The sequence below is a fragment of the Variovorax monticola genome (assembly GCF_051216855.1).
Classification (GTDB): domain Bacteria; phylum Pseudomonadota; class Gammaproteobacteria; order Burkholderiales; family Burkholderiaceae_C; genus Variovorax.
Genome location: NZ_JBPJZP010000008.1, coordinates 397,846 through 421,872 on the forward strand (window position 1 = coordinate 397,846; position 24,027 = coordinate 421,872).

Annotated in this window: 24 protein-coding genes, 1 tRNA gene and 1 pseudogene; 12 read left to right on the forward strand and 14 right to left on the reverse strand. The window is 67.3% G+C overall.

Features of this window, described 5'->3' with window-relative positions:
* Positions 1-9: 9 nt before the first annotated feature.
* Positions 10-933: a YicC/YloC family endoribonuclease gene (locus ACSFA5_RS28605; protein WP_435447422.1), complete on the reverse strand. Its 924-nt coding sequence runs from the start codon at positions 931-933 to the stop codon at positions 10-12.
* 92 nt (positions 934-1,025) lie between these two features.
* Between ACSFA5_RS28605 and ACSFA5_RS28610 the strand changes: the two genes are divergently transcribed.
* The 6 genes from ACSFA5_RS28610 (at position 1,026) to ACSFA5_RS28635 (ending at position 5,768) form a co-directional block, all read left to right on the forward strand.
* Positions 1,026-2,033, forward strand: a complete 1,008-nt coding sequence (locus ACSFA5_RS28610; RefSeq protein WP_435447423.1) for a serine/threonine protein kinase — start codon at positions 1,026-1,028, stop codon at positions 2,031-2,033.
* A 4-nt stretch (positions 2,034-2,037) separates the two neighbouring features.
* On the forward strand, positions 2,038-2,949 hold the full coding sequence (locus ACSFA5_RS28615; RefSeq protein WP_435447424.1) for a PP2C family protein-serine/threonine phosphatase: 912 nt from the start codon (positions 2,038-2,040) through the stop codon (positions 2,947-2,949).
* Between the two features lie 50 nt (positions 2,950-2,999).
* Positions 3,000-3,731, forward strand: coding sequence for a ribonuclease PH (rph, locus tag ACSFA5_RS28620; protein ID WP_435447425.1), 732 nt, complete (start codon positions 3,000-3,002; stop codon positions 3,729-3,731).
* 46 nt (positions 3,732-3,777) lie between these two features.
* Positions 3,778-4,377: a non-canonical purine NTP pyrophosphatase gene (locus tag ACSFA5_RS28625; RefSeq protein WP_435447426.1), complete on the forward strand. Its 600-nt coding sequence runs from the start codon at positions 3,778-3,780 to the stop codon at positions 4,375-4,377.
* 7 nt (positions 4,378-4,384) lie between these two features.
* On the forward strand, positions 4,385-5,647 hold the full coding sequence (gene hemW / locus ACSFA5_RS28630; protein ID WP_435447427.1) for a radical SAM family heme chaperone HemW: 1,263 nt from the start codon (positions 4,385-4,387) through the stop codon (positions 5,645-5,647).
* A 33-nt stretch (positions 5,648-5,680) separates the two neighbouring features.
* Positions 5,681-5,768: transfer RNA gene (locus tag ACSFA5_RS28635), tRNA-Ser, on the forward strand.
* A 276-nt stretch (positions 5,769-6,044) separates the two neighbouring features.
* Here the strand turns inward: ACSFA5_RS28635 and ACSFA5_RS28640 are convergent.
* From ACSFA5_RS28640 to ACSFA5_RS28665, 6 genes are all read right to left on the reverse strand, one after another.
* The gene (locus ACSFA5_RS28640) at positions 6,045-8,591 is read right to left on the reverse strand and encodes a lactonase family protein (protein ID WP_435447428.1); all 2,547 of its coding nucleotides are present in this window, start codon (positions 8,589-8,591) and stop codon (positions 6,045-6,047) included.
* A 328-nt stretch (positions 8,592-8,919) separates the two neighbouring features.
* Positions 8,920-10,173 (reverse strand): hypothetical protein, encoded by a 1,254-nt coding sequence (locus tag ACSFA5_RS28645; RefSeq protein WP_435447429.1) that lies wholly within the window; start codon positions 10,171-10,173, stop codon positions 8,920-8,922.
* Positions 10,174-10,211: 38 nt separating this feature from the next.
* Positions 10,212-10,961, reverse strand: a complete 750-nt coding sequence (locus tag ACSFA5_RS28650; RefSeq protein ID WP_435447430.1) for a hypothetical protein — start codon at positions 10,959-10,961, stop codon at positions 10,212-10,214.
* A gap of 29 nt (positions 10,962-10,990) precedes the next feature.
* Positions 10,991-11,560 carry a hypothetical protein gene (locus tag ACSFA5_RS28655; RefSeq protein WP_435447431.1) on the reverse strand — a complete coding sequence of 190 codons (570 nt, stop codon included), beginning with the start codon at positions 11,558-11,560 and terminating at the stop codon, positions 10,991-10,993.
* 6 nt (positions 11,561-11,566) lie between these two features.
* The gene (locus ACSFA5_RS28660) at positions 11,567-11,842 is read right to left on the reverse strand and encodes a DnaJ domain-containing protein (protein ID WP_435447432.1); all 276 of its coding nucleotides are present in this window, start codon (positions 11,840-11,842) and stop codon (positions 11,567-11,569) included.
* Positions 11,843-11,965: 123 nt separating this feature from the next.
* Entirely contained in the window at positions 11,966-12,088 is a 123-nt protein-coding gene (locus ACSFA5_RS28665) for a hypothetical protein (RefSeq protein ID WP_435447433.1), read from the reverse strand.
* A 150-nt stretch (positions 12,089-12,238) separates the two neighbouring features.
* Between ACSFA5_RS28665 and ACSFA5_RS28670 the strand changes: the two genes are divergently transcribed.
* Entirely contained in the window at positions 12,239-13,108 is an 870-nt protein-coding gene (locus ACSFA5_RS28670; RefSeq protein ID WP_435447434.1) for a DUF3108 domain-containing protein, read from the forward strand.
* Between the two features lie 206 nt (positions 13,109-13,314).
* Positions 13,315-13,686 carry a FlxA-like family protein gene (locus tag ACSFA5_RS28675; RefSeq protein WP_435447435.1) on the forward strand — a complete coding sequence of 124 codons (372 nt, stop codon included), beginning with the start codon at positions 13,315-13,317 and terminating at the stop codon, positions 13,684-13,686.
* Between the two features lie 43 nt (positions 13,687-13,729).
* Here the strand turns inward: ACSFA5_RS28675 and ACSFA5_RS28680 are convergent, their stop codons facing one another.
* The gene (locus ACSFA5_RS28680) at positions 13,730-14,272 is read right to left on the reverse strand and encodes a MarR family winged helix-turn-helix transcriptional regulator (RefSeq protein ID WP_435447436.1); all 543 of its coding nucleotides are present in this window, start codon (positions 14,270-14,272) and stop codon (positions 13,730-13,732) included.
* 200 nt (positions 14,273-14,472) lie between these two features.
* Between ACSFA5_RS28680 and ACSFA5_RS28685 the strand changes: the two genes are divergently transcribed.
* On the forward strand, positions 14,473-15,459 hold the full coding sequence (locus ACSFA5_RS28685) for a tripartite tricarboxylate transporter substrate-binding protein (protein ID WP_435447437.1): 987 nt from the start codon (positions 14,473-14,475) through the stop codon (positions 15,457-15,459).
* A 12-nt stretch (positions 15,460-15,471) separates the two neighbouring features.
* Here the strand turns inward: ACSFA5_RS28685 and ACSFA5_RS28690 are convergent, their stop codons facing one another.
* From ACSFA5_RS28690 to ACSFA5_RS28705, 4 genes are all read right to left on the reverse strand, one after another.
* A complete protein-coding gene (locus ACSFA5_RS28690) occupies positions 15,472-16,638 on the reverse strand; it encodes a mandelate racemase/muconate lactonizing enzyme family protein (RefSeq protein ID WP_435447438.1) in 1,167 nt (388 codons plus the stop codon).
* A 40-nt stretch (positions 16,639-16,678) separates the two neighbouring features.
* A complete protein-coding gene (locus tag ACSFA5_RS28695) occupies positions 16,679-17,380 on the reverse strand; it encodes an SDR family NAD(P)-dependent oxidoreductase (RefSeq protein WP_435447439.1) in 702 nt (233 codons plus the stop codon).
* On the reverse strand, positions 17,370-18,338 hold the full coding sequence (locus ACSFA5_RS28700) for a Bug family tripartite tricarboxylate transporter substrate binding protein (protein ID WP_435447440.1): 969 nt from the start codon (positions 18,336-18,338) through the stop codon (positions 17,370-17,372). The genes ACSFA5_RS28695 and ACSFA5_RS28700 overlap by 11 nt, the downstream gene beginning before the upstream one ends.
* A 61-nt stretch (positions 18,339-18,399) precedes the next feature.
* Positions 18,400-19,338 (reverse strand): dihydrodipicolinate synthase family protein, encoded by a 939-nt coding sequence (locus tag ACSFA5_RS28705; protein WP_435447441.1) that lies wholly within the window; start codon positions 19,336-19,338, stop codon positions 18,400-18,402.
* A 120-nt stretch (positions 19,339-19,458) separates the two neighbouring features.
* Here ACSFA5_RS28705 and ACSFA5_RS28710 point away from each other — a divergent pair.
* A pseudogene (locus ACSFA5_RS28710) lies at positions 19,459-20,417 on the forward strand (LysR family transcriptional regulator).
* Here ACSFA5_RS28710 and ACSFA5_RS28715 read toward each other — a convergent pair.
* Both ACSFA5_RS28715 and ACSFA5_RS28720 read right to left on the reverse strand, forming a co-directional pair.
* Positions 20,414-21,085, reverse strand: coding sequence for an RraA family protein (locus tag ACSFA5_RS28715; protein ID WP_435447442.1), 672 nt, complete (start codon positions 21,083-21,085; stop codon positions 20,414-20,416). The pseudogene ACSFA5_RS28710 and the gene ACSFA5_RS28715 overlap by 4 nt on opposite strands.
* A gap of 46 nt (positions 21,086-21,131) precedes the next feature.
* Entirely contained in the window at positions 21,132-22,340 is a 1,209-nt protein-coding gene (locus tag ACSFA5_RS28720; protein ID WP_435447443.1) for an aspartate transaminase, read from the reverse strand.
* Between the two features lie 168 nt (positions 22,341-22,508).
* Between ACSFA5_RS28720 and nac the strand changes: the two genes are divergently transcribed.
* Positions 22,509-23,447: a nitrogen assimilation transcriptional regulator NAC gene (gene nac, locus ACSFA5_RS28725; RefSeq protein ID WP_435447444.1), complete on the forward strand. Its 939-nt coding sequence runs from the start codon at positions 22,509-22,511 to the stop codon at positions 23,445-23,447.
* Between the two features lie 137 nt (positions 23,448-23,584).
* Entirely contained in the window at positions 23,585-24,019 is a 435-nt protein-coding gene (locus ACSFA5_RS28730) for an acetyl-CoA carboxylase biotin carboxyl carrier protein (RefSeq protein ID WP_435447445.1), read from the forward strand.
* Positions 24,020-24,027: the final 8 nt, after the last annotated feature.

The window sequence follows — 24,027 nt, forward strand, 5'->3', positions numbered from 1 at the left end:
TTTCGCTCGTCATTCGATGTTCTGCACCTGTTCGCGCATCTGCTCGATCAGCACCTTCATGTCCACGCCGATGCGCGTGAGTTCCAGCGCGGCCGACTTCGAGCCCAGGGTATTGGCCTCGCGGTGCAGCTCCTGGATCAGGAAGTCCAGGCGCTTGCCGATCTCGCCGCCCTTCTTGAGCAGCCGCTCGATCTCGTCGAGGTGCGAGTTCAGCCGGGTGAGCTCTTCGGCCACGTCGATGCGGATCGCGAAGGCGGTGGCCTCGGTCAGCGCGCGGTCCTGGGCGGCCTCGGGCAGGGTTCCTCCGGTGCCGGCCGTCAGGCCCATGGCTTCCTGCCAGCGCTCCAGGAAGCGGGTGCGCTGCTGTTCGACCAGTTGCGGCACCAGCGGGCCGGCCTGCAGCACCAGGGCGCGCAACTGGCCCAGGTGGGCGTCGAGCATCTTGGCGAGCCGCGCGCCTTCGCGCTGGCGGGCCGACATCAGGCCGTCGAGGGCCTTGCCGGTCACCTCGAGCAGGTCGGGGCCCCAGTCGCCGCGGGCGGCGCTGTCGCCGCCGGCCAGGCGCAGCACGTCGGCCACGCTCAGCTCGCGGGCGCCGGGCAACCAGGCCTTGACGGTGTCCTGCACCCCGTTGAGCCGCTGGAGCAGCTTCACGGAGGGCTCGACGACACCGGCCTGGGCCGTGTTCTCGATGGCGGCGCGTACCTCGACCTTGCCGCGCTTGAGCTTGCCCGTGAGCAGCTCGCGCAGCGCGGTTTCATGCTGGCGCAGCTCCTCCGGCAACTTGAAGGTGAGATCGAGAAAGCGGCTGTTGACCGAGCGGATTTCTACCCCGAGCCGACCCGCGGCGGGAGGCCGTGCCTCGGCTTCGGAGTGGCTGCCTGCGGACCCGTTTTGGCCGCTGGCGTAGCCGGTCATGCTGTAAACTGGCATTGCGCCTCACTGTGGTTTTTGCTTGCATGCACCGAGGCGTCGGCACGGCGTTCGCTTGCCGCACCATCGCCTTCGGGCGAAACTCCCGGATTATGTCAAAGGTCAAGCCTACCCCCCTGTCACCCGATACGGTCATTGGCGGATATCGCGTGATTCGCCGGCTTTCAGCGGGCGGTTTCGGCGTTGTCTACCTCGCTGTCGACCCCAACGGCCAGCAGGTGGCCATCAAGGAATACCTGCCGTCGTCGCTGGCCACCCGCGGGCCCGGTGAACTGAACCCGCAGGTGCCGCCCGAGAAGCTCTCGCTCTACCGGCTCGGCCTGAAGAGCTTTTTCGAAGAAGGCCGCTCGCTCGCCCAGATCTCGCATGCCTCGGTGGTCAGCGTGCTCAATTTCTTTCGCGAGAACGAGACCGTCTACATGGTCATGAACTACCTGGAGGGCGCGACCCTGCAGGACTTCGTGGTCACGGCGCGCGACCTGAAAAAGCAGAAGGTGTTCCGCGAGTCGACCATCCGCTCGCTGTTCGACGAGATCCTGCGCGGCCTGCGCATCGTCCATCAATACAAGATGCTGCACCTGGACATCAAGCCGGCCAACATCTTCGTCACCGACGACGACCGCGCCGTGCTGATCGACTTCGGCGCCGCGCGCGAGGTGCTCAGCAAGGAAGGCATCTTCATCCGCCCGATGTACACGCCCGGCTTCGCGGCTCCCGAGATGTACCGGCGCGATTCCTCGATGGGCCCGTGGACCGACATCTACGCCATCGGCGCCTGCATCTACGCCTGCATGCAGGGCTACCCGCCCAACGACGCGCCGCGGCGCATCGAGAAAGACCGGCTCAGCCTGTCGTTGTCTCGCCTGCGCGGCGTGTACTCCGACAACCTGATCGAGGTGGTCGAGTGGTGCATGTCGCTCGACCCGCTGTCGCGCCCGCAGTCCGTCTTTGCGCTGCAGAAGGAACTCAGCCGCGAAGGCGAGCGCCGCTACACCAAGCTCACGGTGGGCGAGAAAGTGCGCCTGTCGATCGACAACATCCGCTCCTTCGACAAGAAGAGCCTGCCCAAGGCTGTCGCGCCCACCACGCGCCCCGCATGACATCATGAAATTTTCCGTCTTCCAGGTCAGCCGCAAGGGCGGCCGTGTCAAGAACGAAGACCGCATGGGCTATTGCTACACGCGGGAGTCGGGTCTGTTCGTGCTGGCCGACGGCATGGGCGGCCACCCGGAAGGCGAAGTGGCGGCGCAGCTCGCGCTGCAGACCATTGCCGCGCTCTACCAGCGCGAGGCGCGCCCGACCGTGAAGGACGTGAAGGCGTTCCTCGCCGAATCGGCCATGGCCGCGCACCAGCAGATCATGCGGTACGCCAGCCACAAGGCCATGCTCGACACGCCGCGCACCACCGTGGTCGCCGCCGTGCTGCAGAACGCCACCGCCACCTGGATGCACTGCGGCGACTCGCGCCTGTACGTCGTGCGCGACGGCCGCCTGCTGATGCGCACGCGCGACCACTCGCACGCCGAGCGCCCCAAGCCGCACGGCGCCGACTCGCCCGTCAACCGCAACCTGCTGCTGACCTGCCTGGGCTCGCCGACCACGCCGCTGTTCGACATTTCGCCGCCGCTGCCGCTGCAGCGCGGCGACCGCATCATGCTGTGCTCCGACGGCGTGTGGGGCGTGCTGGACGATGCGCTCATCGTGCACACGCTGTCCTCGGGCAAGCCGGTGTCCGATGCCGCGCCCGACCTCGCCGAAATGGCGCTGCGCAAGGGCGGCGCCCACAGCGACAACGTCACGCTCATCGCGCTCGAATGGGAAATGCCCGACACCGCCGCCGGCGACGACCGCAGCGGTGTGTCCACCGAGACCATCGAGGACGGCGTGTTCGCCTCGACCATCCAGGCCGGCATGCCTTCCGACGCAGAAATCGACGACCTCGACGAAGACGCCATCGAGCGCTCCATCGCCGAGATCAACGAAGCCATTCGCCGCTCCGCCGCACGCAAGACCTGAACACGCGGACGCGCGCGGCTTTTCCCCTTTTTCTTTTCCGGTTTCAAACAATGACTGCTTTCACACGAAGCGGCGGCCGTGCCGCCGACCAGCTGCGCCCGGTGCGCATCACCCGCGGCTTCACCATCCATGCCGAAGGCTCGGTGCTTATCGAGTTCGGCCAGACCCGCGTGCTGTGCACCGCCTCGGTCGAAGAGCGCGTGCCGCCGCACAAGAAGGGCAGCGGCGAAGGCTGGGTCACCGCCGAATACGGCATGCTCCCGCGCGCCACGCACACCCGCAGCGCCCGCGAGGCGGCCAAGGGCAAGCAGACCGGCCGCACGCAGGAAATCCAGCGCCTCATCGGCCGCTCGATGCGCGCCGTGTTCGACCTGGCCGCCCTCGGTGAACGCACCATCCACCTCGACTGCGACGTGCTGCAGGCCGACGGCGGCACGCGCACCGCGGCCATCACCGGCGCCTTCGTGGCCGCGCAGGACGCCGTCAACAAGCTGCTGGCCGCCGGCAGCCTGAAGGCCTCGCCCATCAAGGGCCACGTGGCTGCCATCTCGGTGGGCATCGTCGACGGCACGCCGCTGCTCGACCTCGAATACACCGAAGACTCGACCTGCGACACCGACATGAACGTCGTCATGACCGGTGCCGGCCACTTCGTCGAAGTGCAGGGCACCGCCGAAGGCGCGGCCTTCACGCGCGACGAAATGAACCTCCTGCTCGGCCTGGCCGAAAAGGGCATCGGCGAATTGGTCGCCCTGCAACAGCAGGCGCTGCTATCGGATTAATAGCTACTGACGTACGTCGGACGTGCGTTACAGCCTCTTTTGACTTATGAAACTGGTTCTGGCTTCCAACAACGCGGGCAAGCTCGCCGAACTCCAGCAGCTATTTGCCGAGCTGTCCGTCACCCTGGTGCCGCAGTCGGCGCTGGGCGTGGGCGAGGCTGAAGAACCCTTTCGCACCTTCGTGGAGAACGCGCTGACCAAGGCGCGCCACGCCAGCGCCGCCACCGGACTGCCGGCCATGGCCGACGACGCGGGCCTGTGCGTCGACGCCTTCGGCGGACTGCCGGGCGTGGACACGGCCCACTACGCCACGCGGTTCGGCTACGGCAAGGGCGATGCCAACAACGTGAAGGCGCTGCTCGAGCAGCTCGACGGCGTGGTCGACCGCCGCGCCGCGCTCGTGAGCACGCTGGTCGCGCTGCGCAGCCACGACGACCCCGAGCCGCTCATCGCCGTCGGCCGCGTGGTCGGCGAGATCGCGCTGGCGCCCGTGGGCGACAACGGCTTCGGCTTCGACCCCGTCATGCACCTGCCGAGCTTCGGCAAGACCTTTGCCCAGCTCTCGCCCGAGGTGAAGAACGCCAACAGCCACCGCGGCCGCGCCGCGCAGGCCATGCTGGCGTTGATGCGCGAGCGCTGGCTCTGAGGCGCCGATGGCCACCGTCTTCCCGATCCAGCCGGCGCAGCCCCCGGGCGCGCCCCAGGCCAACGACGTGCTGCACTGGATGCGGCCCGGCCCGCTGCAGCTGGCCGCGCTACCGCCGCTGTCGCTGTACATCCACCTGCCGTGGTGCCTGCGCAAGTGCCCGTACTGCGATTTCAACTCGCACGAATGGCGCGCCACCACCGAGGCCGACATCGACGGGCTTCCTGAAGCGGCCTACATCGACGCGCTGGTCGCCGACCTCGACGCGGCGCTGCCGCTCATCTGGGGCCGCACCGTGCACACCATCTTCATCGGCGGCGGCACGCCCAGCCTGTTCTCGCCGCAGGCCATCGACCGCCTGCTGAGCGACGTGCGCGCGCGCCTGAAGCTCGCGCCCGACTGCGAGATCACGCTGGAGGCCAACCCCGGCACCTTCGAGCGCGACCGCTTCCGTGCGTACCGCGCCGCGGGCGTCACGCGCCTGTCGGTCGGCGTGCAGAGCTTCAACGACGCGCACCTGAAGGCCCTGGGCCGCGTGCACGACCGCGCGCAGGCCATCGCCGCGCTGGAAGAGGCCGCGCAGGCGTTCGACACCTTCAACCTCGACCTGATGTACGCGCTGCCGGGCCAGACCATGGAAGACCTGGACGCCGACCTGACCCAGGCCCTGGCCCTGGCGCCGCCTCACCTTTCGATCTACCACCTGACCATCGAGCCGAACACCTGGTTCGCCAAGTTCCCGCCGACCCTGCCCGAGGACGACATCGCCTACGCCATGCTCGACCGCATCACCGAGCGCACCGGTGCGCAGGGCATGTCGCGCTACGAGGTGTCGGCCTATGCCCGCGACGGCCATGCGTGCCAGCACAACCTCAACTACTGGCAGTTCGGCGACTACCTGGGCATTGGCGCCGGCGCGCACAGCAAGCTGAGCTTTGCGCACCGCATCGTGCGGCAGGTGCGCTACCGCGAGCCGCGCCTGTACATGCAGAACGCGCTCGCGGGCGCCGCGGTGTCGCAGAGCGACGAAGTGGCGCTGGCCGACCTGCCGTTCGAATTCATGCTCAATGCGCTGCGCTTGAAGCAGGGCTTTACGCTGCCACAGTTCAGCGAACGCACGGGACTGGCGATGACGTCGATCCAGCGCGGGCTGGAAGAAGCCGAGCGCAAGGGACTGCTGGCGCGCGACCTGTTCCGCGTGTGGCCGACCGAGCGCGGGCTCGACTTCCTGAGCGACCTGCAGACGATCTTCCTGCCCGAGGGCGATTGAGGCTTGCGCCGGCGGCTTAGAATCGTCGGCTCCGGAGAGTTGGGTGAGTGGTTTAAACCAGCAGTCTTGAAAACTGCCGACGTGAAAGCGTCCGTGAGTTCGAATCTCACACTCTCCGCCAGGACAAGCATTTTCAAGATGCCGGGACGCGCCTCACGGCGTGTTTTTCATTTGGGCGTGCCTAACGCTGCAGCCCCTGAGCAGCCATAGCAAGCCGCAACACGTCCCATCAATTGACCCGCACCGCCGGGGGCAACAGAACTCATGACGCAGCGTGACGGCGGCTCCGTCAATGCGTTTATCGACGAACTGCCGTGATGCCCGACGCGAGCGGCGTGAATCAGAGCCGAACTCGGCCCTGGGCCGGGTGTCGGCAGACCGCAGCTGCGCCGTCGAATTAGGGCTTTACCACCGCCAAGTTGTAAGGCCGTGCTCCGATGTTGTACGGACTGTCGAACAAAGGCGTCAGCGCGCCCGTGAGCGGATTGACGCGCGTCAGCGCGAGCGTGATCGTGATGAAGTTGCCGACATACGCCAAGTCGCCGGTCGCGTCGAAGGTCGTGTACAGGGGACCATCGCCGGTATTGGCTTGGAAGGTGTTGCCTGGCAAGCTGGTGAGCACGCCGGTGCCCGGGTCGATGCCGAACACCAGCAGCGGGCCGTTCTCGCCCGCACTCGCATAGGCATAGGTGCCCGCCGGATTGACCGCGATCGCACGCCACCCGAAGGTCGGGTCGGCGCCGGCAAAGGGGCTGCCGGCCATGGGCGTGAGCGCGCCGGTGCCCGGATCGATGTTGAATCCGGAGATGCTGGCTTCGTCGTTCGCCACGTAGGCGAAGGCACCGCCCGGGTGGACCGTGACAGAACGAGGGCTGCCGGTATTCGCGAACGGGCTGCCCGCAAGCGGAGTGAGCGCGCCTGAGGTTGGATCGATGCGGTAGCCGGAGACGTTGCCTCCGTTCTGGTTCGCGACATACGCGAAGGTGCCCGCCGGATTCAGGGCGATGCGGATCGGAATCGTGCCCGCAGCGAACGGGCTTCCGGTCATGGGCGTGAGCGCGCCGTTGGCCTGATCGATCGCATAGCCCGACACGCTGCCTCCCTGCTGGTTGGCCACATAGGCGAAGGTACCGGCCGGATGGATGGTGATCGCCCCAGGCTGTGCGCCCGTCGCGAAAGGGCTGCCCGAAAGCGGCGTGAGCGCGCCGGTGGACATGTCGACGCGATACCCGGAGACATCGTTGGTCGCCTGGTTGGTGGCGTACAGGAAGGTGCCGCCCGGCGTGGTCGCGGTCGACACCCAGCGAGGGTCGGTGCCGGCAGCGAAGGGACCGCCGGAAATCGTCTGGAAGGCGCCGGTGTTGGTGTCGAGGCGGTAGCCCAGCACCCGGTTGTTGCCATAGTCCGGCACGTAGATGAACACGGGTTGCGGCGTGGTCGCGCAGGTGATGACGACATTGGTGACGTTGGCCGCGACATTCGCACCCGAGCCGCTGCCGACCGTGCAGGTCTGGCCCGCGGGCTGTGCACTCACCGTGACGCTGTAGCCGCTCGACGACGCGACCGGTGTCGCGAAGGCGAATGCGCCGTCGGCAGTGAGCACGAGCGAATCGGCACCGTTGTTCTGCAGCGTGAGCGTGCCGCTCAATCCATTGACCGTGCCGCCGATGGTGTAGGTATGGGTCGCGCAAAGAATGTTGATGTTGGAGACATCGGCCGCGACATTGAGTTGCAGGCCGTTCGTCACGGTACAGGTCTGGCCAGCCGGTTGGGTGCCGACCGTGACGTTGCTGCCGCCGTGCCACGCGACTGGCGCGGCGAAGACGAAGGCGCCATTGGCGTTGACGGTCTTCGCGTCGGTGCCGTTGTTCAGCAGCGTGAGCGTGCCGGTCAGCCCGAAGACCGAACCGCCGACCTTGTAGGTCAGCGCGGAACAGGTGACGGCGATGTTCGAGACGCTGGCAGCGATGCCTGCGCCCGAACCGTTGGACACCGTGCAGGTCTTGCCGACGGGCTGCGTGCCCACCGTGACCGCATAGGTGCTGGCCACAGGCGTCGGAAACGTGAAGTTGCCATTGGCGACGACCGTGAAGGCGTTGGCGCCGTTGAGCAGCAAGACGAGCGAATCGCCCGCCGTCAGTCCGGTGGTCGTGCCGCCGATGTTGTACGCCGTGGTCGAGGTCACGACGGCACCGCTGCCCGGCGTGACGGGGAGCATCACCCGAACCAGCGGGCCGATCGATCCGGGCGCCTGCAACTGGACGCTCGTCGGCGTGGCGGTCAGCGGGTAGGCATCGAAGAAGCCGTCGATGCCTCGGCCGTCCGCCACGAACGGCGTCGTGCCTGGATCGAAGGTGGACGTGTCGACCCCATGGTCACTCTGTAGCCGTTGCAGCAACGGTGCGATCAGCACCGACGTTCTCGCTTGCTGGTACTGCGCCGGAGTGACCTTCGGCAGCAGCGCCAACACCTGCGCATTGCCGACGAGCACCGCTGCGTCGGTGACGAGGCCGGCGGCCGCGTACGAGATCAGCGTGGTCAACGGATCGATGTTGACAACGCCGCTGATGACCGTGAAACCCTGCGGCGGAACCGCGACCGCAACGAGCGGTGCGCCTGCAGGCGTCGTGTAGTTCTGCAGGGAGACAGCGGCAGACCCTGGGGCGCAGCGCGTGGTGTCCGCGGCGTAGCTGCCATCGGCGGCGGTCGTCGCAGAGGCGCAGACCGTGCCTGTTGAATCCCTGACCTGGACGACCTGCCCGCCGACGGGCTGCCCATAGGCCACGGTGCCACCGATTTTGTAGGTGACGGGCGAGTCCTGCGAGTTCGGCGCGGCAGGGAGGACGGGCGCGCTCGCAGCCCGGTCGCTACCGCCACCACAGGCAGCGAGGTTCAGCGTGAGCAGTGCGCAGGCCACGAGGCCAAGGATTTTTCGGGGTTGCATGGGTGTCGGTTTCAGCAGCACGGAGGGCGCCCACGCGGATGCGCCGTTGTGTTGGTTTTGAATGTCTCAAAGTGTAACGCAGCGATGCGCGACCAGGACGGGAACACTCCGACAGGGAACAAGAGCGCCAAGCTCGATGTTCAGATGGGAATCCCGTCAGCGAAAACCATCAGGGCCAGCAGGCATATCCGCCTGCACACGAGTTCCCGCAATCCGGGAGGCCCCCGCACAAGACCTTCCCTAGGCCCTGCGCACACTTCTCGTGCTCGGCACGCGCCGCGGCTCGGCCCCAAGCTGGTTACCTTCCACCGGCGACGTCGCTTTCGGCCTACCCGGCGATATTGCACTCTTGGTGCAGCAGCGCCAGCGCATCCTCGGTGGCTTGCACCCGGTCGCTGCGCAGGAGGGGCTCGGCCTCTTCGATGAAGGCATTCCACAGGTGCAGGTAGTCGCCCTGCAACTGAACGGGGGCGTGCTGCAGCACGAACTGCCGGGGCAGATCGGTATCGAGGCCCGATGTCCGGATCTTCTTGACCAGGCTGGCTGCGGTCTTCCTGGTGAGTAGCGTGGTGTGTTTGCCGTGCGTGGCGATGCGCAGGAACAGTGTCAGCAGCGAACTGTCGTCGGTGTGGCCCTCGGTGGCCTTCTCCCACAAGACGCTGTTGCCGCGCTCGAGATGGTCCAGGTCGGCCAGGGTGTCTTCGAACCAGAAATAGCGGCCCAGGAAGGCCGGCGTCTGGTCGAAGAGTTTGTACACGTCGAGCGTGGCATCCAGGATTCTTGGCATGTCCTGCATGACAGAGGCCTGCACCGACTGCACCACCTCCAGGTAGGCTGCCGGCAGATCTCTGGGCAAGCTCATGGGGACCGGCGTCGCCAGGTCACCGGCTCGTGGTGCATGTTTCTTGCGCAGACCCACCACCATCTTCTGGAATGCGGCCCAGTCCGGCATGGTGTTGCGTCGGCATGCGCGCACCAGCAGCGCCGTGCGGACCACCGCTTCCGCATCTCTGCCGGCATCCTCCAGGTCATCGGCATCCATACCCAGCTGGGCCGCCATCCACACGGCAGCTTCCACCAGGGTGGTCGCGTGGCTGCGGGCGGTGCACTCGGCGCGGTACTCGTGCAGGCTGCGCAGCGACCACTTGGCGAGCAACGGGATGTGCTTGGTCTCGAAGACCCCATGCGCCTGCATGCCGAAATGGCTGCTCTTGGGCATGGCGATCAGCGCCTTGAGCATGTCCGAACCGCCCTTGGAGCGCGACAGCAGACTGTGGTCCCGCAGGGACTCGGCGGCCTGGTCCAGGTCGCCCCCAGTCGAGTGCTCCAGGTACAGGCTCACCAGGTTGATCAGCCTGTCCCTGGCGCGCTCCAGGTCAGGAAGCAGGTACTCGGTGCCGAAATAACGCGCGATCTGCACCATGCCCTTGGGCGCTTCCTGGCACATGGCGGCCAGCTTCGCGGGCCCGATGATGCCGTGGCGCACGCCATGCTGCAGGGCCTTCTCAAAAAAGGGCCGCCCGTCGAACAGCGCGATGGCCTGGGGGGTGCTGTCTGGGGCGGTGTGGTGGGGCGTGGGCATCGCGGGCATCGTGCATTCAGTCGCTGTGGCTGGCGCCGTCAGATCGCCGACTCTTCCTCGTCGTCGCGTGCCGCCGGTGTGCTGCGGCCCCGATCGGTGTCGCTGGTCTCCACGCGCGTGTCTTCTGCTTCAACGGTCTCTTCGTCGTCCCCCACGCCGAGGTCATGGGCGCGTGCCTGCGCACGCAGGACCAGCAAGGTCTCGGTGAAGAGGTCGGGGCACTCGTGGCGCATGCGCCAGGCCAGCTCCATCCAGTCCTGGTCGGCCACCTCGTCCAGCGAGACCTGGGGGGTGGCATACGCTGACGCCAGCAGCTCGGTCTCGGAGAGCATCTCGCCGTCTTCCTCCGCGGTGTCGAAGGTCCCGCTGCGGGCGAAGGATTCGATGCGCGCCCATTTCTGGGCGAAGTAGTTCGCCATGGCTTCGCTGCCGCCCTCCAGATCGCCCACAGCGGTCAGGAACGCCACCGGGTCCGCGTCCTCCCGGAAGACGATGGCGTTCACCATGCCGCGCAGGTGCGTGTGGGTGAGGTCCTTGTAGCGCTTCTCGATCACGATGGCATGCGCGAACTGTGCGGGGGTGACCAGCAGGCTCACGACCGACTCCCGGGACGGGTCGTACTCGCGCATCACCGCGAGGATGTCCTTGGGCGCCAGCTGGTCGAGCACCACCATCAGCGCGCTGTCGCCCTCGGTGTCCGCCAGTTCGGTGAGGGCGGACTCGGCGCCGGCAATGTCGCCTGCGGCAATCAGGCTGCGGGTCTTCGTGATCAGGGCGAGGTGGTTCATTGCGGTGGATGTCTTGCGTGCCGGTCTGCTCAGTCTTTGCGGTCGAAACCCTGGTCGGCCATCCAGTCGGCGCGAGCGTCCTCGCGGGTCTGGCCGTCGGCGTCGTCCAGGTCGTCGGCCGACAGGGGCTGGCGGTCGTTCGTGTCGTCGTCGGCGTTGGTCGCGTCTTTTTCGCTGTCGTCTTCGTCGCCTGCATGGGCGGGCGCGTGCCGGGGGCTGCCCGCCATGTACTCCAGCGCGGCAGCCACGCTCAGGAAGCGGTCGCCGGCGGCCTGCTCACGCAGCAGCTGCACGGTCGGCCTGGCCCACGGTGCGATCTCGATGGTCTTCCGCAGGCTCTCCCAGGCCGCCAGGTCTCCGGGCTCGCAAGCGAGCAACTGGTCCATGGCCGGGATGGACGTGAAGTGGAAAGCCTTGTGCAGCACGACTGCCACCATCTCGGGCGCGACCTCCAGCATGTGAACCAGGAACGCGAGCTCGCTGCGCCGCTCGGCCAGCCGCCGCTCCAGCACGAAATGCCCCTCGGAGTCGTGGCGCATGTCGTCGAGTTCAGCCAGGTACGCGGAATTCAGGTTGTGGAAGAAGGGGGATACGTGCATCGAGACCTAGATGAGCCGGTGGAAATAGTCTGCCCAGATGCCGCGCGCGGTTTGCAGTGGATCGTCCAGCAGGTTGCGCTTGCGGTTGTTGTCGTAGGTCTCCCGCTTGGCGCTGTCGCCAAGGATGTCGTAGGCCTCCTGGGCAGCACGGAAACGTGTGGCGGCGTCCGGCGCAGGGTTGCGGTCCGGGTGGAGCCGGGCGGCTTGTTGGCGGTAGGCCTTCTTGATGTCCGCCGCACTCGCGCTGCTGCTGACACCCAAGGCGAGATAGTGGTCTTGCATGCGGTGCCTTTGTGAGTTGCGGGTGTCACGGCGAGCCGCAGAAGGGGTCGATTGTAGGCAGGGGGTGTGAGTTCGTGCCTCGCGAGGCCCTGATCTGGGGTTGATCGAGCCTGCAGTGACCGCTCAGCCTGTTTCGCACAGCGCGAGAGATGCCAATAAATACCAACTTTTGCTGACGACCGGATCGTCTCCCTCTTCGAATTCGACCGCGCCTTTGCTGTCTTTCGGCAACTTGAAAATTTTCATTTCTCATGAATGCCATTCATGAGATTAAGCGAGAAAGTTTGTGACTTTTTCTCGCTTGGGCAATGCTGATTCACTCAGACCAAACGTCGCTGTCGGCAACCAGCGGAAAGCCTCCCTCAAAATTGGAACTCACTAAAAAGGGAGAAGAAATTGAACCGAGAAAATACCAGCAACATGCCGCGCGCGCGACTGGTTGCCATTGCAGCCGCGGCTGCATTCATTTCCGCATGTGGCGGTGGCGGAGGAGGTCCGGAAGGATTTGCCACATTGCCGGTTTCACCCGCACCCGAACAGCCGGCCCCTGCGGTGGTAGACAGTTCGGCGCCGTGCTTCAACGAGGCCGATTTCCGCGAAGGCACGCTTCTGGAATTCGACGCAGTGAAGCCAGGAGCGGATCCCGCGACGGCCTCCTTCCACCGCAAGACCGTCACCGAGGGCCGCGAGGCGTTTGCCGGCGCCAATCCGGTTGCCTTCAACGTGGCTTCGGAAACTGTCGATTCGGCGCAGTATCGGCAAAGCACTGTCAAGAAAGAATACAAGGACTTTGCGAACGGCAACATCCTGCTCTACGGAAAGTCGGCAACCTACAAAAATACGATCGATCCGAAAGTTGCGGCCGCGTTCCCTTCCGTATTTCCTTCGGGAAATGCTTCTTACGTGACCCAGACCTATGAGCCGCCGTTCTCGTTTCCGGTCGACATCAAATCCGGTCAGGTCGTGAAGCAACAAACTTCTGTATCGAAAAAAGAGGTTCTCAACGGTCGAAGTGGCGCGACGACTTCCCTGCAAGCGAATGCCGAACTCACCTACATCGGCCGTGAAAAACTGGAAACCGCGATGGGCACATTCGATACGTGCAAGCTTTCGCTGAAGATGACAATTGGCGGTTCGGTGCTTACAAAAGAATTCGCCAATGAGTTCTGGGTGGCGGCCGAAGGCCCTTATCGAGGCCAATTCCTCAAGGGACTCGACCCGAAGGCGCCAATGGTCGTGACCAAGATGACCTACTCACCCAAGTAACGTCGCTGGCTTTTCTCTAGAAAACGGACCCTTCGGGGTCCGTTTCAGTTTCAGGCACACCTCGGGCTCGGTCTTGCCGAATCTGCAGAAACGGGTTGCCCCGACCACGCAACGCCTCTCGTCGACCCAACCGATGCTTGTGCGCCCCTACATTTCCCCCCGAACCTGCCGATAGTCCTTCATCCACACAACAACAGAGGACGTCCATGCTGACCGCCATCGGTGCTTCGAGCACAGCCGGAACAGGGAGCGGCACCGCCGCCGAAGTCGCGAAGATCCAGCGCCAGATCGTCGCTACGCAAAAGCAGATCACCGCCACGCAGAAGACCTTGGTCGAAACGCCCGAAGGCGATGCGCGCAAGGCGGTTCAGCAGCAGCTGGAGTCGCTCAACACCCAGCTCGCCATGCTGCAGGCGCAGCTGAAGGCGATTCAGGCGGCGGCGATGCAGAAAAGCGCGGAGCAGCAGATCGACGCCGTGAAGAACGAAACGGGATCGAGCAGCAGCAACAGCAACAGCGCGTTCCGCACCAACGCCAACGGCGTGCCCATCGGCGGCACGCTCAACGTCGAAGCCTGACAAGGCAAAAAAAGACGCTGCGGGGCCGGGCCAGGCCCAGGCCTCAGCCGCGCTCCGGCCACCGGTGCCGCGTGCCGCCCGAGCGCCGGTCGGCCTTTTCCGCGACGGCGCCCTGTGCCACCAGTTCGCTGCCGCGCTGTTCCAGGTGCCGCAGGCAACGCAGAAAGACATCGAGGTCGGCGGGCGCGATGCCTTCCAGCAGGCCGGTGTTCAGCCCCGCGATGCGCGGAAACAGCTGGCCGAAAAGCTGCTGGCCCGACGCGCTCAGGCGCACATGCACCTCGCGCCTGTCTTCCGAATCCTGCCGTCGTTCGACCAGCTTCTTCTCGACCAGGCTGCGCAGTCCGCGCGACGTGCGCACGCGGTCCAGGTGCAGGTTCGCGGCCAGCACGGACGAGGTCATCTCGCCTTCCTGCGCGAGCGTGGCGATCATTCCCCACTCGCGCCGCGTGATGCCGAAACCGCCCTCGACCAGCCGCGTGGCCATGCCGCTGCCCGCGCGCATGGCACGCGCCAGGCGGTACAGCAGCAGGTCGTCCAGGGAGCGGGGCGCGCGCAAGGCGTCTGCGTCGGGGAAAGCTTGCATACGGATGGGTTAACGGGCGGCAAGAGTGTGGTCCGCCCGCCTCGGCGAACAGGTGATGGATTAGATCAACTGTTTGTGCTTCCGTATAACTCGGTAACAAATTTGCACGAACAGCAACACAACGTGGCGGGTGATTCTCGCTGTGAAGACGTTGCGCGCGTGCCCATCCCCGACACCGACAACTGCCCGCAGGACACTTCATGCCCGCATTCTTTTCCAGGCGACAACTCATGGCATGGGGCGTGGCCCTGGCCGCTTGCGCTCCCGCCGCGCACACCGCCCACGCGCAGGCGCCCGCGCTGGACGGCCCGCTGACCCTGGTGGTCGGCTATGCGGCCGGCGGCAGCACCGACCGCATCGCGCGCCTGATCGCCGAGCGGCTGACGCCCAGGCTCGGCGTGAAGGTCACCGTGGAAAACCGTCCCGGCGAAGGCGGGCGGCTCGCGGCCAAGGAAGTGAAGCGCACGCCCGCGGGGCAGAACGTGCTGATGCTCGGCAACCCCGCCGTGATGGTGGTGGCGCCGCTGGTGTTCAAGGACGCCGGCTACGACCCCGACAAGGACTTCGTGCCCGTCTCGCAGGTCAGCAGCTACGACTTCGCGCTGGCGGTGGGCAACAAGCTGCAGCTCGACCGCGCGATGTTCCTGGTGGGCCGGCTGTGGGCACACCCCGAAGAAGCCGTTTTCGGCGTGCCGGCCACCGGCAGCCTGCCTCACTTCTTCGGCCTGATGGTGGGCGACGCGCTGAGCGTGCAGCCGCAGATCAAGGGCTACGGCGGCTCGGCGCCGCTGTCGGCCGACCTGATCGGGGGCAGCCTGCCGATTGCCATCGACACGCTCGACTCGCTCTATGCGCAGCACGTGGCAGGCAAGGTGCGCATCCTGGCCGTGTCGGGCAAGAAGCGCGCGAGCTTCGCGCCCAACATCCCGACCTTCCGCGAGGCCGGCATGAAGATCGACGCCGACGGCTGGAACACCTTCTTCGCGCCCAGCACGATGACGCCTGCCAAGGTGCAGCTGCTGGCCGGTGCGATCCACGACGTCATGAAAGACCCGGGCCTGCAGAAGGCGGCCGACGCGCTGTACATCACGTCCGTGGTCAGCACGGCGGCCGAGACCGCGCAGATGCTGAAAACGTATCGCCAGCAATGGGAGCCCGTCGTACGCCGCTCGGGTTTCCAGCCCTGACGCCGCGCCGATTCAGGCGGCCAGTGCCCGCATCTCGGCAATGAGATCGGCCTTGCCCTCGAAGCCGATGCCCGGCAGCGGCGGCAGCGTGACGTAGCCGTTCTGCACCTTCACGCCGTCGGGGAAGCCGCCGTAAGGCTGGAACAGGTCGGGGTAGCTCTCGTTGCCGCCCAGGCCCAGGCCGGCCGCGATGGCCAGCGACATCTGGTGGCCGCCGTGCGGAATGCAGCGCGAGGGCGACCAGCCATGCGTCTTCAGCATGTCGAGCGTGCGCAGGTACTCCACCAGCCCGTAGCTCAGCGCGCAGTCGAACTGCAGCCAGTCGCGGTCGGGCCGCATGCCGCCGTGGCGAATGAGGTTGCGCGCGTCCTGCATCGAGAACAGGTTCTCGCCCGTGGCCATCGGGCCGGCGTACACCTCGCCCAACTTCGCCTGCAGTTCGTAGTCGAGCGGGTCGCCGGCTTCCTCGTACCAGAACAGCGGGTACTGCGACAGCGCGCGGCCGTAGTCGACGGCGGTCTCCAGGTCGAAGCGGCCGTTGGCGTCCACCGCCAGCTGCCGGCCGGGCCCGAGGATCTTCAGCACCGACTCGATGCGCGCGCAGTCTTCGGCCAGCGTGGCGCCGCCGATCTTCATCTTCACCACCGAGTAGCCGCGCTCCAGGTAGCTGGTCATCTCGCGCTGCAGGCCTTCCACGCCCTTGCCGGGGTGGTAGTAGCCGCCCGCCGCGTAGACGAACACGCGCGGGTCGGGCGTGCCGGTGCCGTAGCGCTCGGCCAGCAACTGGTACAGCGGCTGGCCCGCGATCTTGGCGGTGGCGTCCCACACGGCCATGTCGATGGTGCCCACCGCCACCGAGCGCTCGCCGTGGCCGCCGGGCTTCTCGTTGATCATCATGCGGGCCCAGATCTTGTGCGGGTCCAGGTTCTCGCCGGTCTCGTCGAGCAGCGACGCGGGCTCGGCCTCCAGCAGGCGCGGCAAAAAGCGCTCGCGGATCAGCCCGCCTTGGCCGTAGCGCCCGTTGGAGTTGAAACCGTAGCCGATGACCGGCTTGCCGTCGCGAATCACGTCGGTGACCACGGCCACCAGGCTCAGCGTCATCTTCGAGAAGTCGATGTAGGCGTTTCGGATGTCCGACTTGATGGGGCGCGTGGACTCGAGGATGTTGACGATTTTCATGGTCGGTTTCGGGTGGATGAAAAAAAGGAAAAGAACGCGTTCAGCGGTGCAGCGACGAGCCGCCGCAGATGGCGACGTCCTGCCCTGTGATGGCGGCGGCCGGCGGCGAGAGCAGAAAGCCCACCAGCGCGGCAATTTCTTCCGGCTGGATCAGCCGGCCGATGGGCGGCAGGCGCGGCGCGCTGCCCGCGCGGGCCGGGTCCTGCAGCATCGAGGTCTGCGTGGCGCCGGGCGATACCACGTTGACGGTCACGCCCTGCGCCGCGACTTCCGCCGCCCAGCTGCGCGCGAGCGCGATCAGCGCCGCCTTGGTGGCGGCGTACTGGCCGCGACCGGGCAGGCCCTGCGCGACGCGGCTGCCGACGAACACCACGCGGCCGTGGCCGCGCGCGGCCATCGCGGGCACGAGCGCGTCGGCCAGCCGGGTGGCCGCGTCGACATGCAGGCGCCACATCAGCTCGCCGCCCGCATGGTCGAGCGCGCCCAGCAGGCCCACGCGCAGCACGCCGGCCGCGTGCACCAGCGCATCGGCGTCTTGCAGTGCGGCCGCCGTGCGCGCGATGGCATCGGCATCGCACAGGTCCACCGCCACATGCGCGAAGCCCGCGTGGGACAGCGTGGGCGCCGCCAGGTCGAGCCCGCTCACGCGCCAGCCTTCTTCGAGCAGCCGCGACGCGATGGCCCGTCCGATGCCGCCGCTGCTGCCCGTGACCACGGCATGCGGGGTGGGCTCATTCGACATGGATGTTGCCCTCCACGATGATCTTCTTCGAGCGTGCCATGTCCTCGGCCTGGAACTTGACGAAGTCGTCCACGCTGCCGGGCGTGAGCAGCAGGCCTTGCGCATTGAGCGTCTCGCGCATGTCGGTGCCCAGCGCCTTGTTGACCTCGGCGTTCAGCCGCTGCGTGACGGCGCTCGGCAACTTCGCCGGCCCCCACAGGCCGTACCAGCTGTAGAACTCGTAGCCCGGAATGCTCTCGCCCACCGTGGGCACGTTCGGCAGGCTGGTGGCGCGCGCGGCCGAGGTCACGGCAATCACCTTCACCATGCCGCTCTTGTGGTACTGCAGCGAACCGAGGATGGGGTCGATGAAGCCGTCGATCTGCCCGCCTATCAGGTCCTGGAACGCCGGCGCCGTGCCCTTGTACGGCACGATCAGGTAGTCGAGCCCGCCGCCCGCGCGCTTGAGCAGCTCGGTCGACAGGTGGCCCGCCGATCCGATGGAGCCGACCGCGAAGGTCATCTTGCCCGGGTGCGCCTTGGCATAGGCGATGAGCGACTTCACGTCGGTCACCGGCAGGTTCTTGTTCACGGCCACCGACAGCGGGGCCTTGGCCACCAGCGCCACCGGCGCGAAGTCCTTCACCACGTCGTAGGGCACGGCCTTCATGGTCATCGGCGCGGTGGTGAAGGTCGAGGCGTTGAACAGCAGCGTGTAGCCGTCCGCCGGCGCCTTGGACACCACGTCGGCGCCGATGATGCCGTTGCCGCCGGCCCGGTTCTCCACGATGAAGGTCTGGCCGGTCTGCTCGCCCAGTTTCTGCGCCAGCAGGCGGCCGATGGTGTCCAGCGTGCCGCCCGGCGGAAACGGAATCACCATGCGCACCGCGCGGGTGGGCCAGGTCTGGGCGAAGCCGCTGGACGCCGCGGCCAGCGCGAGGGCGGCCAGCGTGGCCCGCAGGAAATGGTTGCGTTGCATGTCTCTTGTCTCCTGGTGGTTTTTCTTCGGTGCGCGGAGCCCGTTGCCGGGCGCGGCGCGCTCAGCGCTTCGACAGGCCGGCGTGTTCGACGGCGGCGCGCAGCGCGTCCATCTCGCGCGCGTTCGGCGCTTCGGTCGGCGGGCGCACGGTGGCGTTGTCGAGCACGCCGGCCAGGAACATGCCGCCCTTCATGCGCGCATGCGCCTCGCCGGTCGGCTCGCCGCCGCCGTACACCGCGTCCTTCAGCGGCGTGATGAGCGCCTGCACCGCCATGGCCTTCTTCAGGTCGCCGGCCTTCACCGCGTTCCACAGGTCGATGATCAGTTGCGGAATGAAGGTCGCGAAGCCGACCAGCGCACCGTCCACGCCCTGCACCATGGAGGCCAGCAGGTACTCGTCGTGGCAGGTCAGGATGGCCTTGGACGCGTCGGCCTCGCGGATCGCCTGGATGTCGCGGGCGTACTTGTTCATGTCGCGCTGGCCGACCTTGAAGGCCTGCAGGTAGGGCAGGCGGGCCAGCTCGGCCAGCAGTTGCGACGAGTACGAGGCGCGCGTCCAGGCCGGGTACACGTGGCAGACCAGGTCGAGTTCGGGCGCGGCGCGGTGGATCGCCTCGAAGTACTGCAGCGCATGGCCGGGCGTGAAGCCGAAGCGCAGCCAGTGGTGCGGCGGCATCACGTCGAGCGCCGCCGCGCCCGCGGCCTGCGCGGCGCGCGCATGCTCGGCGGCTTCGGCCAGGCCTTCGCACACGATCGACGAAATCACCGGCATGCGCCCGCGCAGTTCGTCGGCCACGATGCGCGTCACCTCGGCGCGCTCCGACGGCGTCAGCGAGAACACCTCGCCGGTGTGGCCGTTGGTCATGACGGCCACCACGCCCTCATGGCCGGCGAGCCACGACGCCAGCTTGCGCAGGGCCGGCTCGTCGATGCGGTGGTCGGCGGTGAAGGGGCAGGAAATGGCGGGAATGATCCCGCGATAATTCGCGATGGATGGCATGCTGTGTCTCCGTTGTGGTTCGAGGTGCGCCGAGAAGTGCGCCGAGGGGTGCATCTTTTTCCGGCGGGCGGCGAGCCGTCCAATACTCGAATCGCATACAACTATTCAACCGCGCAGCGCATGGGCCCCGGCAACCGACCCCTCGACCTCGAATGGCTGGAAGATTTCCTGGCCCTGGCCGACAGCGGCAATTTCTCGCGCGCCGCGCAGGCGCGCTCCATCGCCCAGCCCGCGTTCAGCCGCCACATTCGTTCGCTGGAAGAGTGGGTGGGCGTCGACCTGTTCGACCGCAGCGCCCACCCCACCGCGCTCACGGCGGCGGGCAAGCGCTTCCAGCCGCTGCTCAGGACGTGCTGGCCGGCCTGGAAGCCGCGCGCATCAAGGCCCGCGCGGCGCACGACCTCGACGCGGCCAGCCTGAGCTTCGCGGCCACGCACGTGCTGTCGCTCACCTTCTTTCCGCGCTGGCTCTCCGGCGTGGAAGCGCGCTTGAGCATGGGGCCGATCCAGACCATCTCCGACAGCTCGTTCGCCTGCGAAGACCTGATGCTGCAGCGCCGCGTGCAGTTCGTGCTGTGCCACGGCCACGCGGGCGCGCCGGGCCGGCTCGACGAGGCGCAGTACCCCGTGCAGCGATTGAGCGAAGACGTGCTGGTGCCGGTGTCCGCCGCCGATGTGAACGGTGCGCCGCTGCATGCGCTGGGCTCTGGCAAGGCGCCCGCCGTGCTGGCCTACAGCGAGGCCTCGGGGCTCGGCCGGATCATGCGTGCCATGCAGGACAGCGAATTGGGCAAGGACTTCGCCGCCTCGCTCCCGGTCGTGTTCACGGCGCACCATGCCGCGCTGCTGCGCACCATGGCGCTCGAAGGCCGCGGCCTCGCGTGGCTGCCGATGAGCCTGGTGGCGGACGACCTGCGCAGCGGCACGCTGGTCGACGCCGGCGCGGGCGGCTGGCGCGTGCCGGTGGACATTCGCCTGTACCGCCAGCAGGCGCTCATGGCGCCGGTGGCGGAAGCGCTGTGGGCGCTGGTGAGCGAAGGCGCAGCGACACGAAGTGCGCGACGCCCGGGGGAGTGCTAGTTCGCGCAGCGCGCTTCTAGCGCATCCAGGAACGAGCGGTCCCAGCGGCCTTCCTTCATGGCCTGTATCGTGCGCGCCTCGGTCTCCAGGTGCGCGCGTGCCTTCTCGATCAGCCAATCGGCATCGGCGGGCGCAAACGCCATCAGCCCGTCCTGGTCGCCCACCACGATGTCGCCCGGGTTCACCACCATGCCACCCACCGACACCGGCACGTTGATCTCGCCCGGGCCGTCCTTGTACGGGCCGCGGTGGTTCACGCCGCGCGCGTACACCGGGTAGTCTCGCTCGCGGATCTCGGCCACGTCGCGAATGGCGCCGTCGAGCACCACGCCCACGGTGCCGATGGTCGCGGCATAGAACGACAGGATGCCGCCGATGACCGCGTTGGTCACGTCGCCGCCCGCGTCGATCACCAGCACGTCGCCGGGCCGGCAGAACTCGAAGGCCCGCATCATCGTGAAGTTGTCGCCGCCCCGCGTCTTCACGGTCACGGCCGTGCCCGCCATGGTCTTGGGGCCGGGGCGGTGGTAGGGCTGCAGGCCCACGCTGCCGATGTTGCGGTGCATGTTGTCGCTGAGCGCGGCCACCGCAATGTCGTGCAGCGCGGCGATGTGGGCGGGGTCTGCTTGCGGTGCCGACGGGTTCTTCAGAATGGCCTTGTAGGGCATGGCGTTGTCCTTGTGTTCTTTTTGGGGTGACGGAGTCCGGCGCGCGTCAGCGCAGCGCGGCCACGGCCCGCGCGATGCGCGTGCAGCCTTCTTCCAGCGTCTCGATCGACGTGGCAATGGAAAGCCGGAAGTACGGCGACAGCCCGTACGCGGTGCCCGCGACCACGGCCACGCCTTCGCTCTCGAGCAGGTACATCACCACGTCGCCGTCCGCGTCCAGGCGCTTGCCCTCGGGCGTGGTCTTGCCGATCAGGCCGCCGCAGTTGATGTACAGGTAGAAGGCACCGGGCGGCGTGGCGCAGCTCAGGCCGGGAATGTCGTTGACGAGTGCCAGCGTGCGGTCGCGCCGCTGCTTGTAGACCACCACGCTCTCGGCCACGAAGCCCTGGTCGCCGTTCAGCGCCGCTGCGGCAGCTGCCTGGCTCACCGAGCAGCAGTTGCCGGTGGACTGCGACAGCAGCGTGTCCAGCGCCTTGACGAGGTCCGCCGGCCCGGCCGCGTAGCCGATGCGCCAGCCCGTCATCGCATAGGTCTTGGAGACACCGTTCACCACCAGCGTGCGCTCGCGCAGCGCGGGCGCCACCGCCAGGATGTGCGGCGTGGGCTCGCCGTCGAAGCGGATGTGCTCGTAGATGTCGTCGGTCATCACCATCACGTGCGGGTGGCGCTCCAGCACCTCGGCCAGCGCGCGGTACTCGGCGGCGGTGTAGCTCGCGCCCGTCGGGTTGCTCGGCGAGTTGATCAGCAGCCAGCGCGTGCGCGGCGTGATGGCGGCCTCCAGCTGCGCGGGCGTCAGCTTGAAGCCGGCGGCCTCGGGGCAGGCCACGGTGACGGGCGTGCCTTCGCAGGCCAGCACCATGTCGGGGTACGACACCCAATAGGGCGCGGGAATGATCACCTCGTCGCCCGGCTCCAGCGTGATCGCGAACGCGTTGTAGATCGCGCTCTTGGCGCCGCTGGTGGCGATGATCTCGTTCATCGCGTAGCGCAGGCCGTTCTCCCGCTCCAGCTTGGCCGCGATGGCCTCGCGCAACTCCACCGTGCCGGCCATCAGCGTGTAGCGCGTGGCGCCGCGCTCGATGGCGGCGGCCGCGGCCTGGCGGATGTGGGGCGGCGTGTCGAAGTCGGGCTCGCCCACGACGAGGTTCACGATCGACTTGCCTTGGCGGCGCAGTTCGTTGGCGCGGTCGGCGGCCGAGGTGCTGGGCGAGGGCTTGATGCGCCGCACGCGGGCGGCAATGCGGGAGGTGGTCACGCGGCTTCCTGGGTTGGGGATGGCATGCACCGAACGGTACGCACATCGACCCCGCGAGGCCAAGACGAGATTGCACTGGTCGTATAGGCGCAGCTTATGACTATGGCGATCCCCGATACCCGCCGCCAAAGCGCGGTGCTAGGCTTGGGTTTTGCTTGGGGACAAGGCGTGAACCTGCGACGCCTCAAATATTTCGTGAAGATCGTGGACATCGGCAGCCTCACGCAGGCCGCCGAAGTCCTTTTCATCGCCCAGCCCGCGCTGAGCCAGCAACTGGCCACGCTCGAGGGCGAGGTGCGCCAGCAATTGCTGGTGCGCACCAAGCGCGGCGTGACGCCCACCGAGGCCGGCAAGGTGCTGTACCGCCATGCGCAGATCATCCTGCGCCAGTGCGAGCAGGCCCGTGTCGACATGGAAGCGGCCGGCGAGGGGCTCTCGGGCCAGGTGTCGGTGGGGCTGGCACCCGGCACGGCCGCCTCGGCGCTGTCGCTGCCGCTTTTGCGCACCGTGCGCGCGCGCCACCCGGGCATCCTGCTCTACCTGAACGAGAACTACGGCACCACGCTGAGCGAGCTCATCATGAACGGCCGCATGGACCTGGCCGTGCTGTACGGCGACAAGGCCATCCACGGCCTGGCGTTCGTGCCGCTGCTCAAGGAGCCGCTGTACCTGGTCGGCCCGGCGTCGATGCCCGCGCCCTCGCAGCCGGTGAAGCTGGTCGACCTGCGCGACATCGAGCTTTTTCTGCCGCGCCCGTACAACGTGGTGCGCAAACTGGTGGATTCCGCCTTCGTGCGCGCCGGCATGGTGCCGCGGGTGGTGGCCGAGATCGAATCGGCCTTCACGCTCACCGCGGCCATTGCCGACGGGCTGGGCGCCACCATCCTGCCCGCGTCGATGGCGCGCGAGGTGGTCGCGAGCTGCGGAGCCTGGCAATTCCCCATCGTCGACCCGGTCATCGAGGCGCCGCTGGCGCTGTGCCAGTCCGACCACCTGCCGCTGTCGGAGCCCGCGCAAGCCGTGAAAGACATCCTGCTCGAGCTGGTGGTCGACCTGGCCGCCACCGTTGCTTCGACGCCCGAGCCGGAGCTGTCGGCACTGTCATGAGCAGGGCAGGGCGCCCGTCATAAGCCACCCTTATCCCGGCACAGCCATTCCGTCTTGGGCTTTGTGGCCGCGGCCCGTTACCTTTCATGCATGCCGTCACGCGTTCGCGGAACGCGTCGGCCACCACAGCCCCGGGCATGAAGCAGGAACAGATCAAGACGCTCATCGACGCTTTGGCCGCATCGGACCTGGCGGAACTGGAGTTCAGCGAAAACGGCAGCACGCTGCGGCTGGTGAAGCTGTCGGCGCCGGGCGCCGCGCCCGCCGCGCGAAGCCGGCCTGCCGCACGCAAGGCGCCGCGACATGCGCTGGAAGAAACGACGGCATCGGCCACGGCCGGCACCGAGTGCCTCGCCCCGCTGCACGGCGTGGTGCACCTGCAGCCCGCCCCCGGCGAGCCGCCTTTCGTACAACAGGGCCAGGCGGTGGAAGCCGGCCAGCTGCTGTGCGTGGTCGAGGCCATGAAGATGTTCAACGAGGTTCGCGCCGAGCGCGCGGGCACCGTGCGGCAGGTGCTCGCCCGTTCGGGCCAGGAAGTGGAAGCGGGCCAGCTCCTGTTCCGCTTCAACTGAGGAGGCAC

Coding starts and splice junctions, on each gene's coding strand:
- ACSFA5_RS28700 (WP_435447440.1), bottom strand. CDS start 18,338: ATGCAACGCAACCATTTCCTGCGGGCCACGCTGGCCGCCCTCGCGCTG.
- ACSFA5_RS28655 (WP_435447431.1), bottom strand. CDS start 11,560: ATGCACGTATCCCCCTTCTTCCACAACCTGAATTCCGCGTACCTGGCT.
- ACSFA5_RS28675 (WP_435447435.1), top strand. CDS start 13,315: ATGCTGACCGCCATCGGTGCTTCGAGCACAGCCGGAACAGGGAGCGGC.
- ACSFA5_RS28730 (WP_435447445.1), top strand. CDS start 23,585: ATGAAGCAGGAACAGATCAAGACGCTCATCGACGCTTTGGCCGCATCG.
- ACSFA5_RS28715 (WP_435447442.1), bottom strand. CDS start 21,085: ATGCCCTACAAGGCCATTCTGAAGAACCCGTCGGCACCGCAAGCAGAC.
- ACSFA5_RS28610 (WP_435447423.1), top strand. CDS start 1,026: ATGTCAAAGGTCAAGCCTACCCCCCTGTCACCCGATACGGTCATTGGC.
- ACSFA5_RS28680 (WP_435447436.1), bottom strand. CDS start 14,272: ATGCAAGCTTTCCCCGACGCAGACGCCTTGCGCGCGCCCCGCTCCCTG.
- ACSFA5_RS28645 (WP_435447429.1), bottom strand. CDS start 10,173: ATGCCCACGCCCCACCACACCGCCCCAGACAGCACCCCCCAGGCCATC.
- hemW (WP_435447427.1), top strand. CDS start 4,385: ATGGCCACCGTCTTCCCGATCCAGCCGGCGCAGCCCCCGGGCGCGCCC.
- ACSFA5_RS28615 (WP_435447424.1), top strand. CDS start 2,038: ATGAAATTTTCCGTCTTCCAGGTCAGCCGCAAGGGCGGCCGTGTCAAG.
- ACSFA5_RS28685 (WP_435447437.1), top strand. CDS start 14,473: ATGCCCGCATTCTTTTCCAGGCGACAACTCATGGCATGGGGCGTGGCC.
- ACSFA5_RS28665 (WP_435447433.1), bottom strand. CDS start 12,088: ATGAAAATTTTCAAGTTGCCGAAAGACAGCAAAGGCGCGGTCGAATTC.
- ACSFA5_RS28625 (WP_435447426.1), top strand. CDS start 3,778: ATGAAACTGGTTCTGGCTTCCAACAACGCGGGCAAGCTCGCCGAACTC.
- ACSFA5_RS28640 (WP_435447428.1), bottom strand. CDS start 8,591: ATGCAACCCCGAAAAATCCTTGGCCTCGTGGCCTGCGCACTGCTCACG.
- ACSFA5_RS28690 (WP_435447438.1), bottom strand. CDS start 16,638: ATGAAAATCGTCAACATCCTCGAGTCCACGCGCCCCATCAAGTCGGAC.
- ACSFA5_RS28605 (WP_435447422.1), bottom strand. CDS start 933: ATGCCAGTTTACAGCATGACCGGCTACGCCAGCGGCCAAAACGGGTCC.
- ACSFA5_RS28650 (WP_435447430.1), bottom strand. CDS start 10,961: ATGAACCACCTCGCCCTGATCACGAAGACCCGCAGCCTGATTGCCGCA.
- ACSFA5_RS28695 (WP_435447439.1), bottom strand. CDS start 17,380: ATGTCGAATGAGCCCACCCCGCATGCCGTGGTCACGGGCAGCAGCGGC.
- rph (WP_435447425.1), top strand. CDS start 3,000: ATGACTGCTTTCACACGAAGCGGCGGCCGTGCCGCCGACCAGCTGCGC.
- ACSFA5_RS28705 (WP_435447441.1), bottom strand. CDS start 19,338: ATGCCATCCATCGCGAATTATCGCGGGATCATTCCCGCCATTTCCTGC.
- ACSFA5_RS28660 (WP_435447432.1), bottom strand. CDS start 11,842: ATGCAAGACCACTATCTCGCCTTGGGTGTCAGCAGCAGCGCGAGTGCG.